This is a genomic window from Lelliottia sp. EB106-05-01-XG201 (genome assembly GCF_058791735.1).
Window position 1 is genome coordinate 4,460,994 of record NZ_JBYTDV010000001.1, and the last position, 18,416, is coordinate 4,479,409.

The 18,416-nt window shown below is 52.1% G+C and carries 18 protein-coding genes; 11 read left to right on the forward strand and 7 right to left on the reverse strand.

Going from position 1 to position 18,416, the window contains the following annotated elements:
- Positions 1–74: 74 nt before the first annotated feature.
- On the reverse strand, positions 75–2,507 hold the full coding sequence (locus AC3WS9_RS20930) for a DUF3772 domain-containing protein (protein WP_282493606.1): 2,433 nt from the start codon (positions 2,505–2,507) through the stop codon (positions 75–77).
- Between the two features lie 344 nt (positions 2,508–2,851).
- Here AC3WS9_RS20930 and AC3WS9_RS20935 point away from each other — a divergent pair, with 344 nt between their 5' ends.
- Both AC3WS9_RS20935 and AC3WS9_RS20940 read left to right on the forward strand, forming a co-directional pair.
- Positions 2,852–3,403, forward strand: a complete 552-nt coding sequence (locus AC3WS9_RS20935; protein ID WP_492490179.1) for a fimbrial protein — start codon at positions 2,852–2,854, stop codon at positions 3,401–3,403.
- A gap of 70 nt (positions 3,404–3,473) precedes the next feature.
- Positions 3,474–4,031 carry a fimbrial protein gene (locus tag AC3WS9_RS20940; RefSeq protein WP_492490180.1) on the forward strand — a complete coding sequence of 186 codons (558 nt, stop codon included), beginning with the start codon at positions 3,474–3,476 and terminating at the stop codon, positions 4,029–4,031.
- Positions 4,032–4,130: 99 nt separating this feature from the next.
- Here the strand turns inward: AC3WS9_RS20940 and AC3WS9_RS20945 are convergent, their stop codons facing one another.
- From AC3WS9_RS20945 to AC3WS9_RS20970, 6 genes are all read right to left on the reverse strand, one after another.
- Entirely contained in the window at positions 4,131–4,664 is a 534-nt protein-coding gene (locus AC3WS9_RS20945; protein ID WP_282493609.1) for a fimbrial protein, read from the reverse strand.
- A gap of 67 nt (positions 4,665–4,731) precedes the next feature.
- The gene (locus tag AC3WS9_RS20950; RefSeq protein ID WP_282493610.1) at positions 4,732–5,274 is read right to left on the reverse strand and encodes a fimbrial protein; all 543 of its coding nucleotides are present in this window, start codon (positions 5,272–5,274) and stop codon (positions 4,732–4,734) included.
- A gap of 86 nt (positions 5,275–5,360) precedes the next feature.
- On the reverse strand, positions 5,361–6,335 hold the full coding sequence (locus tag AC3WS9_RS20955; RefSeq protein WP_492490181.1) for a fimbrial protein: 975 nt from the start codon (positions 6,333–6,335) through the stop codon (positions 5,361–5,363).
- Positions 6,336–6,345: 10 nt separating this feature from the next.
- On the reverse strand, positions 6,346–8,757 hold the full coding sequence (locus AC3WS9_RS20960) for a fimbria/pilus outer membrane usher protein (RefSeq protein WP_492490182.1): 2,412 nt from the start codon (positions 8,755–8,757) through the stop codon (positions 6,346–6,348).
- 48 nt (positions 8,758–8,805) lie between these two features.
- Complete coding sequence (locus AC3WS9_RS20965; RefSeq protein ID WP_492490183.1) at positions 8,806–9,513, reverse strand: fimbrial biogenesis chaperone; 708 nt, start codon at positions 9,511–9,513, stop codon at positions 8,806–8,808.
- 280 nt (positions 9,514–9,793) lie between these two features.
- A complete protein-coding gene (locus AC3WS9_RS20970) occupies positions 9,794–10,234 on the reverse strand; it encodes a helix-turn-helix domain-containing protein (protein WP_492490184.1) in 441 nt (146 codons plus the stop codon).
- Between the two features lie 675 nt (positions 10,235–10,909).
- Between AC3WS9_RS20970 and AC3WS9_RS20975 the strand changes: the two genes are divergently transcribed.
- The 9 genes from AC3WS9_RS20975 to AC3WS9_RS21015 all read left to right on the forward strand — a co-directional run bounded on the left by AC3WS9_RS20975 (position 10,910) and on the right by AC3WS9_RS21015 (position 18,416).
- Positions 10,910–11,443 carry a fimbrial protein gene (locus AC3WS9_RS20975; RefSeq protein WP_492490185.1) on the forward strand — a complete coding sequence of 178 codons (534 nt, stop codon included), beginning with the start codon at positions 10,910–10,912 and terminating at the stop codon, positions 11,441–11,443.
- 71 nt (positions 11,444–11,514) lie between these two features.
- Positions 11,515–12,075, forward strand: a complete 561-nt coding sequence (locus tag AC3WS9_RS20980; RefSeq protein ID WP_492490186.1) for a fimbrial protein — start codon at positions 11,515–11,517, stop codon at positions 12,073–12,075.
- A gap of 77 nt (positions 12,076–12,152) precedes the next feature.
- Entirely contained in the window at positions 12,153–14,666 is a 2,514-nt protein-coding gene (locus tag AC3WS9_RS20985) for an outer membrane usher protein (RefSeq protein ID WP_492490187.1), read from the forward strand.
- Positions 14,667–14,709: 43 nt separating this feature from the next.
- On the forward strand, positions 14,710–15,465 hold the full coding sequence (locus AC3WS9_RS20990; RefSeq protein WP_492490188.1) for a fimbria/pilus periplasmic chaperone: 756 nt from the start codon (positions 14,710–14,712) through the stop codon (positions 15,463–15,465).
- A 25-nt stretch (positions 15,466–15,490) separates the two neighbouring features.
- A complete protein-coding gene (locus tag AC3WS9_RS20995) occupies positions 15,491–16,069 on the forward strand; it encodes a fimbrial protein (RefSeq protein ID WP_390888580.1) in 579 nt (192 codons plus the stop codon).
- A gap of 8 nt (positions 16,070–16,077) precedes the next feature.
- Positions 16,078–16,578, forward strand: coding sequence for a fimbrial protein (locus AC3WS9_RS21000; RefSeq protein WP_492490189.1), 501 nt, complete (start codon positions 16,078–16,080; stop codon positions 16,576–16,578).
- Positions 16,579–16,637: 59 nt separating this feature from the next.
- Positions 16,638–17,057, forward strand: a complete 420-nt coding sequence (locus AC3WS9_RS21005; protein ID WP_492490353.1) for a fimbrial protein — start codon at positions 16,638–16,640, stop codon at positions 17,055–17,057.
- Between the two features lie 9 nt (positions 17,058–17,066).
- Positions 17,067–17,597 carry a fimbrial protein gene (locus AC3WS9_RS21010; protein WP_492490190.1) on the forward strand — a complete coding sequence of 177 codons (531 nt, stop codon included), beginning with the start codon at positions 17,067–17,069 and terminating at the stop codon, positions 17,595–17,597.
- Positions 17,598–17,618: 21 nt separating this feature from the next.
- Positions 17,619–18,416 (forward strand): MrpH family fimbial adhesin, encoded by a 798-nt coding sequence (locus AC3WS9_RS21015; RefSeq protein ID WP_492490191.1) that lies wholly within the window; start codon positions 17,619–17,621, stop codon positions 18,414–18,416.

Here is an 18,416-nt window from a genome sequence, read left to right on the forward strand (position 1 = left end):
AAAAAACACACCATGCAGAATTGAAAAAAACCAACAAAGTTAAAATGGGCCGTTCCCGGCCCCAATCCAGTTTATCACTGACCTTTCGCTTCATCCTCAACTGTGACGCGGTGCGGCTGTTCCAGCACCATCGTCTGCGTCTGACTCAGGCTAATGCCCGCCGCACGCAGCATTTTGAGGATCTCATACAGCAGGTCGCTGCGCGTTCCGCTGACCATACGCGGGCTGTTCACGTACCCGGTGACGCTCAGCACAATCCCGTTCGGCCCCAGCTCTTTAAAGCTGACCGACGGCGCGGGCGCTTCCAGAATAGATTCATGCAGGCTATAGGCCTCCAGCAGCAGATTGCGCACCTGCTCCGGGTCGATATCCAGCGGGAAGGTCAGCGCGATGGTCGCGACGCCCTGCGCATTGCCCATGGTGGCGTTACGCACGTTCTGGGAAATGAGCTGCGAGTTCGGGACGATAACCGTGGATTTATCACTCAGCTGAATTTCCGTCGCACGCACGTTGATGCGGCGGATATCGCCCTCGACACCGCTGATACTCACCAAATCTCCCACTTTCACCGGACGTTCCGTCAGCAGGATCAGGCCGGAAATAAAGTTCTTCACAATCTCCTGCAGGCCAAAACCGATACCGACCGACAGGGCGCTGACGATCCACGCCAGACGATTCCACTCGATGCCGAGCATCGACAGGGTGAGCATGATCAGCAGCACGTAACCAACGTTGGTGAAGAGCGTCACCAGCGAGGCGCGCAGGCCTCTGTCCATGGTGGTTTTCGGCAGGAACTCGTGATCCAGCCAGCGGCGCGACGAGCGCAAGATATACCATCCGACCACCAGACACAGCACGGCATTCACCGCATGCGCCGGGATGATGTTCATGCTTTCGAGGCCTTTGCCGCCCCAGATATCGGCGATTTTACTGACCAGTTCCAGCGGCGTGGTGGTGCCGAAAGTGCCGTTGAGCAGCGCCACGAGGGCCATCAACAGCAGCGTGGTTTTGCCCAAGGCAGAGAATAAGGTCGACGCCAGAGACAGGTGGCGCTCGTTGACGCTCAGGGTGCTCTGCAGGATTTTCCCGCTCTGGGTGGTCGGCGAGAACACCGCTTCACAGAGATCCACCACGAAGTGGATCAGCAGGTAGAGGCAGCTGACCACCAGGCCAATCCACAGCAGTTCGAAGGTGACAAAGCGTGCCAGCGGGATATAACCGATCAGCAGCGCGAGCAGAATGACGAACGCCGTCAGGCTGATCACCAGGTGAATCAGCCCCGCCATCGTCGAACGCGCTTCGGTCTGCTCCCCTTCCGCGCGCATTTTACGCCGCATCCGGTTAACGCGGATCGGCGCAATCAGGCAGTTCAGCGCCACCAGCAGCGCCGAGAGGCCGTTACCGAACAGGGTCGCATCAATGCTCGACCCGACCAGGCCATTGAGCTGCTCGATAATACCGAAGATGAAAATGGAGGCTGCGAGCAGAATCGGGAACGAGGCGAGGGTTTTCGCCAGCGGATCGGCGATGCCCGGCAGACGCCACGACGGATGGCTGTTCGAGAGCAGCGCGATGCCCAGCCCTGCGATGATCGCCGAGAACCAGGTCAGCTCAACCAGCTGATCGGCGAAATCCATCACCAGGCGGGAGGTGTCCGGCAAACGCGTGAAGATATAGCAGATCAGCTGCATGCTGATCCCGAGCGTCACCGTGGTGCTGAGCGTGGTGAAACAGGCGAGGAAGCTGCGGCGAAAACGTCCCTGCGGCAGCCAGCGCGGCAGGATCCAGTTCATCGGCCTGTCCAGCGCTTTGCGCCCGAAGAGACCAATAACCAGCGCCAGTAAAAGATAAAAACCGGAGCCGAAGTACCAGTCTTCGTCCCACGCCTGATGCCAGGCGTCACTCACCTGCGAGCCGAACTCGTCGAACCGCTGCGTGTCCTTCTCGTTAGGCGAGATCAGCGGCGACCAGAATTTCTCTCCCAGAATGCTGCCGGTATTGAGGGCGATCTGGGTTTTCAGCGCATCGCGTCGCAGGCCGTAGATTTGGCTGGAGAGATTCTGGGCGTTAACGGCGATGGCTTTGACCTGCTCAATCTGGGTGGTCAGCAGCGTTTTGCTGTTATTAAGCTGCTTACGCTGGCCGACCACCTGCGCCGTTTCCGTGACCGTGCCAGGTGCAGGCGCCGGACCGAGTACGTCGAGCTGGGCCTGAATCTGCGTCAGCTGCGGGGCAAGCACCACCGCCAGTTTGTTGGCATCTTCGGCGAGCTTGAGCGCATCGTCATTCAGGGCGGTGAATTTTTTGTCGGTTTTAACCGCAGACACCTGCTGCTTGAGGGTATCCAGGCGTTTTTGCAGGGCCGGCAACGCCGTGCCGACGTTGACCTTGACGGGCTGCTCTGCCTCGGTTTGCGAGGGGGCGTCCTCTGCCTGCGAGAGAAAAGGCATCATCATCAGGCACGACAACAATGCCAGGAGCAGCGGCATGCGTAACATTTTTTGCATAGTTTGGTGAGATCCGCGAATTCAAAACATTAACGACCAACGACTGACCCTAAGGATACCTGCTAATCGCAGGAAGAGTAGAGGGAAAGTCCCATTCTCATAAAGACGCGCTTCTTCCCGGCCTGAAATTAACCGAAGAATATAGCGCCAGAAGGTATATTTTTAGACCTCGGAAGAGTCCGCGATGAATACAGGAATATATCTTTTTACGCTAAGCTGAGCGCGCTCTACGATTTACCATTAATAGAAAGATATTTAGACGGGAAGGATTTTTAAATAAATAGCAAATCCTATTCATTCCTCATGGATAAGATTTGGTATTTATAAACTCAAAGGAAAAGAGTATGAAAAAATTCAGCACAAATATGGCACTGGCTTCACTGGTCACCCTGATACTGGCGCCAGGAATGGCAAATGCCGCCACCGACAGCTCGCTGTCACTGGATATATCGGGTGCGCTTGTTTCCAGTGAAAAATGCACGGTCAACATCAAACCCTCCCTCGATCTTGGTGAAGTTATCGATACCGATATCAAAACCAGCGATCAGGCACCGCAGGCCATGACGGGCGCGACGACCCTCTCATTTGAAAACTGTGCGTCAGCGGAAAGCGTACTTTCTGTGAGCCTCCAGGGATCGGCGGATGCGACGGATGCCTCTCTTTTAACCAATACTTCGCAATCCGGTGCCGCATCTAATGTGGGCGTTGGCGTCTGGACTTTCCCTGACTTTAAACAACTCACCGTCGGGGGGGAAGCAAGTACGTTCGCGAAACCTGCCGGAGTTTCAAACCTGGGCATTAACCTAATTGTCGCGCTGGCGAAAACCGATGGCGCAAAAGCAATTGAACCTGGTCTGGTGACCTCTTCTGCACAATTCAAAATCGACTATCTGTAATTTTTATTTAGCGTGAAGAGATCGCCACGTTGATCTGTTCGCCTATATCGATTTCATCAAGGCAATTATTATGAATAAAAAACTTCTCTGTTTTGCGTTGACTGCCGTAGCCCTGGGTTGTGCAGGAACGGTTAATGCGAGTGACACGCTGGGGACATACGATATGGACGTCACCGCAAAGGTGATCTCCGCCAGTGATTGCGTCATTTCGGCCCCGCCAAGCTTATCTTTTGACAGCATCTCAGGCCCGGATGAGATCCGCCGCGCGGAAGACGGCCCTCGGCATGCTCAGCTGTATATGATTGATATCGTGGGTTGTCATCAGGGTCTGCATGTTTCCGCCACCGTGCTGGGTGCCGCCGATGCCGTCAATGGCAAACTGCTCAGCACCCAATCGGCCGCTGCGGGTGCCGCGCAAAACGTGGCGATTGGTTTCTACGAGCAAGTGGGAATTGACCAGCATCCGCTGGTACCGATTAACTCCGGCACCACCACCTCGCGCAATATTAATGAGATGGGCGAAGCACACATCGCGATTCAGACGGATGTTGTGCTGTCTGATAACACTAAACCTGCAACCGCAGGGACGATTGCAGCGAATGCCAACGTGCAGATTAACTTCCTGTAAGTTGATTCTCACGTTGTGAGTGAAAAGCCCGAAGAGTGGACTTCGGGCTTTTTTATTTTCCGTTTTAAATTCCACAAAACGGGTGGCTGTCGCTATGGATTACAAACGTTCAATCTGGACCGTGAGATCGCCGTTCACATTCCCCTCGGTAGGTCTTTGTTCCGTTCCTTTGAGAGACACGACCTGCAGGGTAATACGTTCTATATCCAGCGCCGATACAGTTTTCCTGATATCCAGGAATTTACCGTGCATATCAAATATGCCAATCCCTACGCCTTGCGCGGCGAGAGATGACGTATCGGTATTGGCTAACACCGACCCTTCACCGGCATCTGGCGTACCCACAAAACGATAAGCCATGCGATTCGCTGCCACTAATGCATAACACTCGCTGCTACCTGAAACATGCAGGTTAATTGGATTCTTCGGAATGGTATTTCCCCCCTGCCATGGCAGCGCATCCAGATCGATAGTATCTAATGCGATGGTCTGTGGGTTCATAATCACTTCGCAACCCGTCGGTCCACTGGTGGCATTCCCGGTAATCGACAGCGTGGCGGAAACATCTTCGGCCTGCGCGGCAAAGCCTGTCATCACTGATGACAGGATTAATGCAGAGTAGATAATTTTCATGGTGTTCTCGGTTAGTAGTCAACAACGCAGAATAGAATTCCCCCTCGATTTCACGAGGAGGGATTTATTACAGACGTTCGATCTGAATCGTCAGAGAACCCTGTACAGCACCCGCGTTCGCTGCCTGGCCTGCCAGTTTTACCATCCCCAGACCTAAATGAGCGGCACCCGTCGTCGCCGTCATCGTATCTTTGTTGATGAGCAGATTCTGGCCTGCGTTGTCATACAGCGCGATGCCGATACCGCTTGCTGCGCCTTCGCCCGTCGCCGTGTTTGCCAGGACGCTGCCCATTGAGCTGTCTGCCGTGCCGAGGAATTTGTAGGCGATTTTGCCCTGAGAAACCAGGTCTGCGCACTGCTCATCGCCAGTGACGGTCAGGTCTACGGTATTCATCGGCGTCGTAGAAGTGCCCTGAGTCACCAGGGTGGAAATGTCTGCTTGCAGGTCAACAGAAGACTGACCGAGGTTAACGGTGCAAGGTGACAGAGTCGGAGTCACCGTACCGGAAATGGTCAGGTTTGCTGAGATGTCATCAGGGTTGGTAGAAGCCTGGGCTGCACCCATCACAAACAATGCGGAGACGGCCAGTCCTAAAATTGACTTTTTCATAAATAATATCCTTATAGTGTTGTATCTGAATAAAATAGGCGAAGCCTTCTCATTTCAGAATGAAAAAAGAAACCTTCCCTATTTCGTTATAAATAATTAATTCTCAGCGTAATTTGGGCTTTCACTTTTCCTTCGCTGACGGGTTGATCCGTTTTTGCATAGCGAACCGACAGCGGAACCGGGATATTCATCTGCTGCACTGGCAATGCCATATCGATGGGCTGGAACGGCGTCATCACGCTGCCGTTATAGAGCATTTCAATGCCCACGCCGGAGGCCGGGTTTTCGGGTGCGACATTTTTAAAGACGGTGATATTTTGTGGATCGGTAGCGCCTTCGATATTCACGCTGGCCCGGGTGGTGTTCATGCACTGTAGATTCACGCCGACCGGATAATTTTGTTTTGCCACGCTGCTGGCCAGATCCTTCACATTAATCGGCGACAATTCGATTTGCGGCTGATCGACCAGAATTTCACAGTGGGCTCTGGCGGCTAGCACCGTCATCGCCAGGTTCACCACCAGAGAATTGTCATTCAGTGAGACCAGGGACGGCAGGCGAATGGTCATCGTGCCGCCCTGAATAATGCCGGTCTTGATCGCTTCAATGCGCAATTTAATATCATCGGTGCTGAGCAGATGCGTCGGGACCTCCGAAAAAGGCGTGTTAAAAGGTAATACCCACTCTTTTTTTGCCCTCCCCGGCTGGTCATAGATAACCGTAATTCTTACACCGACGCCCGGCAGCGAAGTGCTGTAAATATGATCCCCGCTTTGCGCCGTGCTCATTCTGCCGTTCAGGATACGCTGTACTTCACCCTGGCACGCAGGAGCGATTGCATGATGCGATCCGGTCAGTTGCGCGAGAGTTTTCTCGTTCACCGACAAAACTGTGCCCACCGGCGCGGCACCCGCTTTGTCCGGCAATTGAACGGTTAACGGGATCGTCAGATTTAACGGCGCCTGACGCTCCTGGATCTGGCAGTCATGCGCGCGGGCGGTTAACGCAACGGCGCTTAGCATCAATACGGTGACGATTCGCCAGCAGGAAAAAGGTTTCATCGTGCGCTCCTCAGTGGCATTCGACGTTCAGGATGGCGATAGCCAGCTTGACCGACGCTTTTGTTGGGATGGCGAACGGCGCGGAGCACTGCTGTTTGTCACCCCAGCTGAAATTCACCGTGCCGCTGTCGGGGGCGGAGTTGAGGTAGGCCTGGCCCTGATCCCCGACGTACCAGGTATCGTCATTGCCCTCAATTCTTGCCCGCGCACCGAAGGGCAACGGCTGGCCTTTGTAGCTCACGTTCATCACCACTTTACGTCCGCCGATCGCTTTGAAACGGGCCAGCACAATGGCATCTTTCGTCGGGATCACCTCAGAGGAGGTGCTGACAAAATCGACCTCTTTATTGCTCTGCGGATCGACCGTCATGGTGTTGCGGTGATAGGACTGGAGATCGGGCACGATGGCGAAACCGCGGGAGTCGGTCCTGATGTTCTGGTTGCTGCCCAGCTCGACATTCTCCGCACCAGGGATCGCCACCAGCGCCTGGCTACCGCTGGAGAAACGTCCCAGCGTGATACCGTCTTTGTGCGCGAGTAAGTTCCCGGAGGCGTTCCAGGAAAGGTACTGGTTGCGGTCGGCGTTCCAGGTCACGTTGAACTCGCCGCGATTGCCCTGGTAATCAATGCCCGCAGAGCCGCTCTGAGTGTCGCTTTGTCCGTTCTGCGACGCGTAAGAGACCTGGGTATTCCAGTTCAGATCCTGCCCTTCCCCCATGTGACCCGACACGCCGACCTGGTTTGTCAGATCGCCTTTCAGGCCTGTGGTGGCGCTGTAGTTGACCATCGGCTGGGTGGCCGGGAACAGATTCCCGAGCGGAACAGACAACGTGAGCGCCAGCTGTTTATCCCAGTCGGACATCCCTTCGCTGCGGGTCATACTCCACGCCAGTGAAAAACTGACGCGTTGCCACGATCCGTTCCAGCCGAGTTGCCAGGAGCGCGAGACCGAGCTGTCCTGATTCGCCGTGCGGCTCAGGGTGGCAAAGAAGCTGTGCTGGTCCGTCAGGGTCTGATTGAGGGTCAGGTTATATTCACGCTTTAACCGCGAGTCTTCGAACAGCGTTTCCGAATCGGCCCAGTCACTGAACGATAAATAGTTGCGGCGGTAATAACGGTTATCCAGCTGGATCTGCGTCCCGGTTTCCGGGATGCCGTTGCGGTAGGTCAGACGCAGCATATCGCCTTTATACTCTGGCGAATTACCGCGCTGGCCCTGGCTTTCAGTGACATCAATGGCGATGCCGCCCGCACGCTTCAGGTCAAAACCTGCGCCCAGGCTCGCCGCCTTATATTTTTCCTGATACTGGATACCGCCGTAGGTGGTGATATCCAGCGGCAGCCCCCAGGAGATCGCCGCCTGCAGTATTTCCGGGGTCTCTTCCACGCTGTTGCTGTTCGTCACATAGCGCCCCGCCGCCAGGCTGTATTTCATCTGATGCGCGCGTAAAAGTTGCGGAACGTTCGAGTAAGAGACGGTGCTGTGCGTTTCTGAACCGTCGGCTTCGGTAACGGTAACATCCAGCTTGCCGCCGTTTGAAACGGACGACAGATCCTGGATCACGAACGGGCCTGGCGGAACCGAGCGCTGATAAATGATGTAGCCATTACTGCGTACGGTGACCTGGGCGTTACTCTTCGCAATCCCGCGAATGAGAGGGGCAAAGCCCGTTAACTGGTCAGGCTGCATATCGTCATCGGAATTGAGTTGAATCCCGCGCACCACGAGGCTGTCAAAAATATCGCCCGGCGTGCTGGCGTCGCCCAGGGTCAACTCCCCTTTCAGGGAGCGAACGGCGGTTTCGACATAATTAGAGAGCGTCTTCCAGCCGTCGTCATTGCTGAGCGTGGCGTTATTACGATAGCGCCAGCGGCCAAAGTTAAAGCCGTTGGTCAGATTGGCAAAAACCGTGTCCTGAGTGTCGCTGCTGCGATGAAGATATTGCTGCCCGGAAAGCTGGTACATGCTGATGAGGGCGGGCACGCCGTCGTCCCACTCCTCTTCCGGCACGCCGGTCAGCGACTCATCGCGCATCACGGTTTGCGGCAGAGAAATATCCAGCGTCAGTTTTGAAAAATCAAAATCCGCCTTCGTACCGGGAAGCTGCTCTTGCATGTCAGTGCAGGCATTTTTCACGCTATTGTCCTCAGCATTCGAAGCGACCTTTTTCAACTCCACGCCGAGTTTCTGATAGGTCTGAAAAGAGAGACAGGGAACGAGTTCCTTTTTGTCATTCAGTTCAAACCGGACATCTGAAACCAGGGATGGCTTTCCGTTGACCTTAATCCTGACGCGATAAGTCCCCGCCGGCTGAATACCCTGGCTAAGGAGACTGGTGTCATTAATCACTGTATTGCCGTTTGCCGACTGTAATAAGCCGGGGTCGAAATATTCCCCGGCAAACACTGTTTTCGAAAGCATCACAGAAACAGCCAGGCACAACTTACTGATACAGCGCATAACGTCCTGTTAATTCATTTTCTGGGTAAAGGTTTTAGACGTTGTGCCGAAATCATTTATGGCTTCCCACTCCACGGCTGAGCCACTGGCAGGGGCATGTTTAAGCTGATAGGTTTTATCCGCAAAAGGGGCAATGACGGTATTATTGTCGACCACCGAAACCGGAATGGTTTCTTTATCGATTGAGATTTTGCTCAACACCAGATTGAACGGGGAGGCATTTTTTACCACCACCGTTTTACCGGATGCGCTCCAGCTCAGGTTTTTCACTGCTTCCCCCGGATCGCCTTTTAAACCTGCCGGGCGGAAAAAGAATTTAATGCGGTTATTAATCGCCAGCACCATGCGGTTTTCGACTTTTGATTCTTGTTCATTCAGGCCGGGCACGCCTTTCACATCAAGCCACAAAAGACTTTCGCGATCGGCAGGCAGGCCGCTGCCTAAATAGACGACACGAATCACGTTGTCGCTTTTCGGGGCCAGCCTGAACAACGGCGGCGTGACCACGAACGGTAATTTTTTGATCTGAGAACTGTCCCCTGCATCAAGCCAGGACTGAACCAGATAGGCCCGGTCTTCATTGCTGTGAACAGTGACCGTCGCATCGCCCTCTTTTTCACTGTAAATCAGGCGGTCGGCGTTAAGAGTCAGGGCGCTGTGTGCTGTGCCTGATAATGTTATTAAAGCTAAAAAAGCGGCAATGCCGGACTTATTCATCTGGGTTAATCCAAGGGATAGCAGCCCGTAATAAGTCACGAGCTAATTAAAAACGACAGTCTGTTTTCTCAAAAATAACCACCTGCTTTTTTGAGTGCTTAATAATAGTGATGCAGCGCATTTTTGATTTCAATAATCACAGCCGGGATGTAATCCAGTTTTGGACAAAGTAGCGGGAGAGTCAGGCAAGGCAGTAAAACAGGAAGTTTTCCGCAGAAAGGAGATGATCTGCGGGTTCTGAAGAGAGGTTATGCCCAGCGGAAAGTGACGCTGTTAAGACTTACCAGGATTTTGGTAATTTGTTCACGCCTTTCAGTTTTCCTCTTTCCATAGAAATATACCCACCTTCTTTTAACTCTGTCAGGACGCGCATGATACTGCTACGTGATATGCGTGTTTTACTGCGGATGTAAGATTCAGCGGTAATACTTTCGCGTATTTCTTCAGAAGTATTAGCCAGTTCATACAGCTGGAAACGAATGACATCATAAACCGACGGCGTCGTCAGTTTGAATATTTCTTCGATAGCACAACTGATAATGGCCAACTGGTGACGGGAGAAAGGCTCCCAGAGTCGATGTTTTGTCAGCAAATCAAATAAATCCTCACGATTTATAATCGCTATTTCAGATTCAGTAATCACTTTAAGAACGTAAAAGGATTGCGTATCGTGGGGCAGCGGTATTGCGCCTCTCAGGGTCGGCGCCTCGAACAATTCCACAAGTATATCATGCGGTTGCCGATGCATAGATATCGCGCCAGACTTTATGAAATAGCATTTCTGCGACTGTTTAGCGCTCATGGTATAACGCGTATTAATGGCCACGGTTTGGTAGGTTAGATAAGGTTCTAACTTCTCTATTAATATTTTTAAATAGGTAGGATCGGTCTTGGTAGAACGTGATTCACCAGAGGTATCGTCGGCGTTTATCATAGGTATGTGTATTGATAAGAATAAGTGAGATTCAATTAATCATAGCTATAAAGATAGTTTTGTCAACTTAAGGCTAAAATAGGATTCCCGCTCATTCCGTTCCCGAATAGTTTTATGTAACGACTTATAATGGATTCTCATTACTTGCAATTATGTTATTCATATTTAAGTGAAATATTAAGCGTCATATGCTGCCTTAAAAAGCGATCCTCTATGGCAGTTGTTAACGAAAGATAAAATTAATGTAATGACGTTTGTGAAAAAAACACCGGTGAAGAGAGAGTTAATTGAAAGAAAATAAACCACAAAATCGTCGATTTCTAACTTTGTCCAATTTGAAACTCAGTTCAAGGTCAGCGCATTGATCCCCGATGAATAACCTTCCATCATATTGCTCAGTTAACGGGTTCCCCTTTGTTAACGTGGTTTATGTCTATCCGTATAAATATGACTGAGAATATTATGAACGTTAAAAAAATTGCTTTTATTACCGCTATGATCACCGGTGCTCTGATGGCCAATGCCAATGCTGCTGACCAGGGCCACGGTAAAGTGACCTTCACCGGCTCCATTATTGATGCGCCATGCTCAATCAACCCGGATAGCCTCGATCAGACTGTTGATATGGGTCAAGTGTCTAACGTTGCGCTGAAAGCAAACGGCAACACCGGTACCTCTGTTCCACGTAATTTCGAAATTAAGCTGGAAAACTGCGATGTGACCACGCTGAAAAGCGTACAGACCACTTTCACCGGCGCAGAAGGCGTCACTGATGGCTCTCTGGGCATCACCGGCGATGCTAAAGGTGCCAGCCTGATTCTGACCAATGGCGACGGCGCACAGATCAAACTGGGCGAAGCATCAGACGCGCATGTCCTGGGCAGCGGTAACAATACCCTGCTGTTCTCCGCTTACCTGCAGGGCGACGGTGCATCTGCAACCGTTACCCCAGGTGATTTCTCTGCTATCGCTGATTTCACCCTCGCTTATCAGTAATCACCACGCAGTCGGGTTGGAAAGCGCCTGCTTGTGCAGGCGTTGTTTCTCAATAATCAGAATCGGAAATCATGAGTAAATTAACGCTCTCGATCCAGACGTTTTTATTTACAGCGATGGCTTTCGCGGCACAGGCTTCTTATCAAACCGTTGCATCCGCAGCGGAGTTTGATCCGGCATTAACCGGCCGAGTCAGTATGAACGGGGCCATTATTTCCAGCGCCTGCGATATTGATACCGGAGATGGTTATCAGTCTATAGCGATGCCGAGCGACACGCGGACTCACATCAAACGGTCAGGTGAAGGAGAGCCAATGGATTTCTCCATTCAATTAACTCACTGCTCTCTCGATTCTTTAGAAGAGCCTGCGGCCTGGCAATATATCAACATTATCTTTGAAGGCGATGAAGATACAGGCATGTTCAGAGTGAATGGTAATGCCAGCGGTGTGGCCCTGGAATTACGCGATCGTAACGGAACCATTATCCGCCCCGGCCAGGCCGTGTCATGGCAGCAGGAGTCGGTGGAAGATAATCGACTGGATTATCAAATTAAACTCAAAAATGACATGCGTGATTTAGTGGTGGGTGATTACAGCGCCATTATTCGTTATCGAATCGAATATTTTTAAGTTCATACCTTTAAATCTTCTTTTTTAATTCGGCAGTTATTTCATTTCTTTCCTCAAAGGTAGTGAGTGTGGTGGGTATGGCTAAGACATATACAAAGAGTATTTCCGGGGCAAAGTTGGCTAAATTGTCATTCCTTGCTATCTGCATCTATTCTTACTGCCACAGCTCTGCAATGGCGGCTGACGATATACAGTTTAATACTGATGTATTGGATGTAAAAGATAAGGCCAATATTGATTTAAGCCAGTTTTCCAAACGCGGCTATATTATGCCCGGCAACTATACGTTCAAAATTAAAATTAATCAGAATGAACTTGAAGAGCAGGATATTGCCGTTTATGCCGCAGAAAATGACAGCAAAGATTCCAAAGTCTGTCTGACGCCTGAGACCGTCAAAAAACTCGGTTTCAAAGAGGGAATGGAGCAGAAATTTGCTCTCTGGCACCAGAATCAGTGCGTGGATATCACCGCACTGAAGGGCGTTGAAGTTCACCCGGATCTCAGCGCTGGCGTGCTGACCATCAGCGTGCCGCAGGCTTACGTCGAATACACCGACGACAACTGGGTGCCAAGCAGCATGTGGGATGACGGTGTGCCCGGCCTGCTGGCGGACTACAACCTCAATGCTCAGGCGCATCAAAGTGAACGCGGCAGCGATGAAAACACCCTGTCGGGTAACGGGACCTTTGGGGCCAACCTCGGCCCGTGGCGCGCGCGTGCCGACTGGCAGACTAACTATGAAGATCAGTCGGGTGATGAAGAAGGTAACTCAAGCCAGAAAAAGTGGACCTGGAGCCGAATCTATCTGTATCGCGCCCTGACTTCGATTAAAGCCAAATTAACACTGGGCGAGGATTACCTGAATTCGGATCTGTTCGACAGCTTCCGTTTTGCCGGGGCCAGCGTGGTTTCTGACGACAATATGCTGCCGCCAAACCTGCGCGGCTACGCGCCGGAAGTGACCGGCGTGGCGAAAACCAACGCCAAAGTCACCATCTCCCAGCAGGGACGCGTGATCTATGAAACGCAGGTCGCGGCGGGTCCGTTCGCGATTCAGGATCTGAATAACGCCGTTTCCGGCACCCTGGACGTGCGCGTCCAGGAGCAGGACGGCTCAGAGCAGAACTATAAAGTCAGCACCGCGAACATTCCGTATCTGACTCGTCCGGGCAGCGTGCGTTACAAACTCTTTGCGGGTAAACCAACGAGTTACGATCACAAAGCCGACGGCGAAACCTTCGGCTCCGGTGAATTTTCCTGGGGGATCAGCAACGGCTGGTCCCTGTACGGCGGGATGGTCGCCAGCGGGAAATACGTTTCACTGGCCGCAGGTTTAGGCCGCGATCTGATGGCGCTCGGTGCCCTGGCGTTCGACGTCACCCGTTCCGATGCGAAGCTGGAAGACGAGCACCGTTCCGGGCAGTCGTACCGCGTGAGCTATTCCAAGCGCTTTGACGATACGGGCAGCCAGGTGACCTTCGCGGGCTATCGCTTCTCTGAAAAAGACTACATGAGCTTTAACGACTATCTGGCCTACACGTCGAGCCATGATGACTTTATGCAGAGCAAAGAGATGTACACGATGACCTTCAGCCAGGACTTTAAATCCCTGGGGGTGAGCGCCTATCTGAACTACTCGCATCAGACCTATTGGAACAACCCGTCGGAAGACCGCTATAGCCTGTCCGTGTCGCGCTATTTCGATATCGGTAAGTGGAAAAATATCAGCAGCTCACTGACGGCATACCGCAACAAGTTTAACGGCGAAAACGACGATGGCATGTATGTCTCCCTCTCCATTCCATGGGGAGATACGGGTTCGCTGAGCTACAACGGCTCGATGAATGCTGACAGCAACTCGCATAACCTGGCCTATTTCGACCATCTGAAAAACGGCGACAACTACCGTATTTCTGCCGGTGGTAGCGAAGACGGCGGCAGCATGAGCGGCTACTACGACCATTCCGCCGATGCGGCGGATATCACGGCCAACGTGGATTACCAGCAAAACGAATACACCTCTGAAGGCCTGACCCTGCGCGGCGGCATGACGGCGACCACTCACGGGGCAGCATTGCATCGTTCGAACTCGATGGGCGGCACGCGCGTCATGGTCGATACCGGCGATGCGGCAGATATTCCAGTCCAGGGATACGGCGATACCAGCCGCACCAATATGTTTGGCACAGCGGTTATCGCGGATGTGAGCAACTACAACAAAAACAGCCTGAGTATTGATATCAACGACCTGCCGGATAACGCCGAAGCCTCGTCTTCCGTCGTCCAGGCCACCCTGACGGAAGGGGCCATCGGCTACCGCAAGTTCAACGTGGTGGCAGGCTTGAAAGCAATGGCGATTATTCGGCTGGCCGACGGCACCTTCCCGCCGTTCGGGGCCAGCGTGCAAAACGCCGACAAGCAGGAAGTCGGGATTGTTAACGACGAAGGACAGACTTACCTGAGCGGCCTGAAACCGGGCGCAAAACTGAATGTGAGCTGGGATGGTGAAGTGCAGTGCGCACTCACCGTGCCGGAGAAATTAACAGGACTAAGCCAGAACGGAAATCTGTTACTGCCGTGCCAGCACTGAGCTGCCGGTACAGATCAAAACTAACTGAGTGATAAAGATGAAGATGTCTAACTGCAAAAAAACTGTTTCCGTTCTGGCCCTGAGTGTTGCCGGTATCCTGCTGGCGCAACAGGCAAATGCCGCCATTGCGCTGGACCGCACCCGCGTGATTGTGAACGGCGGAGAAAAATCCGTCAGCCTGAATATTACTAACGAAAACAAAAACCTGCCCTATCTGGCCCAGGGCTGGATGGAAGACGCGCAGGGCAACAAAATCTCCTCGCCGCTGACCGTGCTGCCACCGGTACAGCGCGTGGAAGCGGGGGCAAAAAGCCAGGTGAAGGTTCAGGTTTCTCCTGCGTTAAGCGCCCTGCCACAGGATCGCGAAACCCTGTTCTACTTCAACCTGCGTGAAATTCCGCCGCGCAGCAACAAACCAAACGTTCTGCAGATTGCCCTGCAGACGCGCATCAAGCTGTTCTATCGCCCACAGGCGATTGCCCTGGACAAAACCCAGGCTGCAAAAGGGGATTGGGTAGAAAAAGTGACCCTCACCCGCCAGGGTGACAAATATGTCGTCAATAACCCGTCAGCCTATTACCTGACCATCGTTGAGGGTCGCCCTGGCGCCAAAGGCGCGCCGGTTGGCTTCCAGCCAATTATGGTCGCGCCCAAAGGACAGGCATCCATTGAAGCCTCCGCCAGCGCGCTGGGCAATTCGCCGGTGCTGACCTACGTCAACGACTACGGCGGACGTCCGCAGATCCAGTTCTCCTGTGGCGGTGCCAGCTGCACGGCAAAACTGCTGAACGACAAATAATTCAGGCGCTGAGGAACAACGGAAGATGAACGGAAAATGGAAAACCCTGTTGGCCACCAGTCTGCTAATGGCGCTCACAGCGACAGCGAGCGCAGATGAAAAACCACTGGTCGATACCGGGGCGTTATATGTCCACGGCGATCTGCTGGAGAACACCTGCCATATGACCATGGACTCGGCCTGGCAGGATGTGGATCTGGGCAGCACAACGCGCGCCGATGTGAGCCTGGTGGGTGATACCACGCAACCCGTGACGGTGAAGATCTACCTTAGTGACTGCCCGGAGCTGCCGAACTGGAGCACCAACATTACACCAATGACCACCACCGCCAGCATGATGCAGCCGCCTTACAAAGCCCGTTTTGTCGCGGTAGCGGACGAGAATAATCCCGAGCTGATTAAAGTGACGGGCGCTTCCGGAATTGGCCTGCGTCTTCGCGACAGCCACGGCGAGACGGTAAAACTCTCGCGCATCAGCGATAGCCAGTTGCTCAATCCGGGTCAGAACGAAGTGGTCTTTACACTGCAACCAGAGCGTACCGGGGCGATATTTGTGCCGGGCCCGTACCATGCCGTGATCAACTTCAGCATGATTTATCAGTAGGAGGGGCCATGTGGAAAACAATTTTCTTAAGCGCGATATGCGCACTGGTGGCTATCAGCCAGAAAGTGTTGGCGGATGAGAATGGAAGTACGACGGCGACGATTACCATTAAAGTCACTGTGAATGCCCCACCTTGCACAATTAAGCCTGACAACATCGATGTGGATTTCGGCAGTGAAGTACCGGTTACGGACGTAACCGCAGGTCTGGTCGAAAAACCCATCGAGTACACCCTCGATTGCAGCAACATGGACATGGCGAAGTCTCTGAAAATGATTATTAAAGGCGTGGGAGCGGATTTTGATGCTGGCGTACTGAAAACCTCAGCGACCGATCTTGGAGTGCAAATTAAGGCGGCCGGTGCAAAGTACCCACTGAATACGGCCCTTAATTTTGTGAATGCCGATGGAAAGCCAACGCTGACTGCCCTGTTGGTTCAGAAAGCCGGGGCAAGACTGGAACCGGGCGAATTCAATGCAGGCGCAACAATGATGGTGGATTACCAATGAAATGCTTAATTTCACTTCTGTACCTGCTGCTCCCACTCTGCGGGTCTGCAGCCGAGAATATGCAATTTCATGGCACACTTGTTGTCCCTCCTTGTGAGATAGGTGACGCCGCTCATTCCACAATTGACGTGACATTTGGTGATGATCTGGGCGTCAACAAGATCGATGGGAATAACTATAAGCAGCCGGTGAAATATACGGTGAATTGTCAGGCAGGCTACATTGCAAATAACCTGGCGATTGTGATTGATACTACCGCTCCGGCGTCCTTTGATGCCTCAGCGGTAAAAACGGACAAAGAAGGTCTGGGCATTCGCATACTGGTGGATGGTGCCGCCGTGAATTTTGCCCAACGCGTTCCCGTTAGCGACCCTACCACACCGCCGGTTATCGAAGCGGTCCCGGTTCAGGATCAAAGTAAGATACTGACCGCAGGGGCGTTTAACGCCACCATGACGCTTCGCACGGACTACATGTAGGAAATGGGTATGAAATCACTGACTCTTTTCCCCGCCGTGCTGGCGGGAGCCCTGCTTTTTAACAGCGCACAGGCCGCCGAGGATAATGTACATTTTTCCGGCGCACTGGTAGCAGAGCCTTGCACGCTGCCTGAGAGTAAAGCAGATATAAAGCTGGATTTTGGCAGTGTAATTGAAAAATCGCTATATCAGTATCAGCGGACCAAAAGTCAGCCTTTTACCATTAATCTCGAAAATTGTGATCCCTCGATTATGAAAACGGTGAGCGTGACCTTTGAAGGCAATGCTGATGATGAATTAACGACGTTACTGGCACTCGATCCCTCAAGCACTGCAAAAGGGGTAGCGATTGGGCTGGAATTACCAAATGGTTCTCCGTTGGCGATTAATAAGACTGCGCCTTATAAACAGTTAGAGTCGGGAAATAATACACTGACGTTCGATGCCTATGTGCAAATAAAGCCCCAGGCACTTTCGGCAAAAACCGTCACATCAGGTGATTTCACCGCAATTAGTACTTTTATTTTAGGTTATCAGTAATAACCCCAGGTATTTGTGTAAATGAAAAAGATTATTATGGCTTTTCTGTTATTATCGAAATGTGTCACTGCGGGGCAATATCCTGTAGTGACAAGCATAACTTCTTCGTGGTATGGAAATAGGGTAACGGTCCATTTGAATCAGGCATTGCAAGAAATTGGTCCAGCCTCTGAGCAAATCATTTCTGCTGGCCAAAAGGTTGGGGTGTTCTATAAGTATTATAATAACGGAGCGCCACAGCTTAACCTGTTGCCCGATTCGGCATATGGTTTTAGTTATGTTCAGGATACTAATGGTCGTACATCTATCGGCGATCTAGCTGTAACTGCTTATAACATGGGGGGACAACGCGCCGTGCAGGTACAAACAGTAATTCACGACGGTGATAACCTTGAAGTATGTGCCGGATATATGAGTGCAACCCAAATGAACGGCTCTGTTTACAACTGGAATAGTTCAATTAGGCCTGCTGGCTGTACTATTGCTCCCCCTCCGGCAGACTGGTGTAAAATAACCACTCCAGAAATTGTACTGGATCATGGCACTGTGACGCTACAAAACGCCGAAGGAAGTCAGGCAACAGCGAATGTGAATATCCAATGCACCAGTCAAAGCGATGTTTCATTTAGTTTACTGGGTGATAATTATGTTTATCTCGATGACGGAAAATCTGAGATTACTGTCAACGATCAACCTTTGGGCACACCCATTTCGCTAAATGCGGGAGATACTCAACTGCAGGTTAAAGACACACTGTCTGGAGTGACCAAGGAAGGCCCTCATACTGGTTCAAGTGTATTAATGATATCGCCATATTAA

Coding starts and splice junctions, on each gene's coding strand:
- AC3WS9_RS21005 (WP_492490353.1), top strand. CDS start 16,638: ATGCAATTTCATGGCACACTTGTTGTCCCTCCTTGTGAGATAGGTGAC.
- AC3WS9_RS21015 (WP_492490191.1), top strand. CDS start 17,619: ATGAAAAAGATTATTATGGCTTTTCTGTTATTATCGAAATGTGTCACT.
- AC3WS9_RS20930 (WP_282493606.1), bottom strand. CDS start 2,507: ATGCAAAAAATGTTACGCATGCCGCTGCTCCTGGCATTGTTGTCGTGC.
- AC3WS9_RS20990 (WP_492490188.1), top strand. CDS start 14,710: ATGTCTAACTGCAAAAAAACTGTTTCCGTTCTGGCCCTGAGTGTTGCC.
- AC3WS9_RS20995 (WP_390888580.1), top strand. CDS start 15,491: ATGAACGGAAAATGGAAAACCCTGTTGGCCACCAGTCTGCTAATGGCG.
- AC3WS9_RS20940 (WP_492490180.1), top strand. CDS start 3,474: ATGAATAAAAAACTTCTCTGTTTTGCGTTGACTGCCGTAGCCCTGGGT.
- AC3WS9_RS21000 (WP_492490189.1), top strand. CDS start 16,078: ATGTGGAAAACAATTTTCTTAAGCGCGATATGCGCACTGGTGGCTATC.
- AC3WS9_RS20965 (WP_492490183.1), bottom strand. CDS start 9,513: ATGAATAAGTCCGGCATTGCCGCTTTTTTAGCTTTAATAACATTATCA.
- AC3WS9_RS20975 (WP_492490185.1), top strand. CDS start 10,910: ATGAACGTTAAAAAAATTGCTTTTATTACCGCTATGATCACCGGTGCT.
- AC3WS9_RS20950 (WP_282493610.1), bottom strand. CDS start 5,274: ATGAAAAAGTCAATTTTAGGACTGGCCGTCTCCGCATTGTTTGTGATG.
- AC3WS9_RS20935 (WP_492490179.1), top strand. CDS start 2,852: ATGAAAAAATTCAGCACAAATATGGCACTGGCTTCACTGGTCACCCTG.
- AC3WS9_RS20955 (WP_492490181.1), bottom strand. CDS start 6,335: ATGAAACCTTTTTCCTGCTGGCGAATCGTCACCGTATTGATGCTAAGC.
- AC3WS9_RS20960 (WP_492490182.1), bottom strand. CDS start 8,757: ATGCTTTCGAAAACAGTGTTTGCCGGGGAATATTTCGACCCCGGCTTA.
- AC3WS9_RS20985 (WP_492490187.1), top strand. CDS start 12,153: ATGGCTAAGACATATACAAAGAGTATTTCCGGGGCAAAGTTGGCTAAA.
- AC3WS9_RS21010 (WP_492490190.1), top strand. CDS start 17,067: ATGAAATCACTGACTCTTTTCCCCGCCGTGCTGGCGGGAGCCCTGCTT.
- AC3WS9_RS20945 (WP_282493609.1), bottom strand. CDS start 4,664: ATGAAAATTATCTACTCTGCATTAATCCTGTCATCAGTGATGACAGGC.
- AC3WS9_RS20980 (WP_492490186.1), top strand. CDS start 11,515: ATGAGTAAATTAACGCTCTCGATCCAGACGTTTTTATTTACAGCGATG.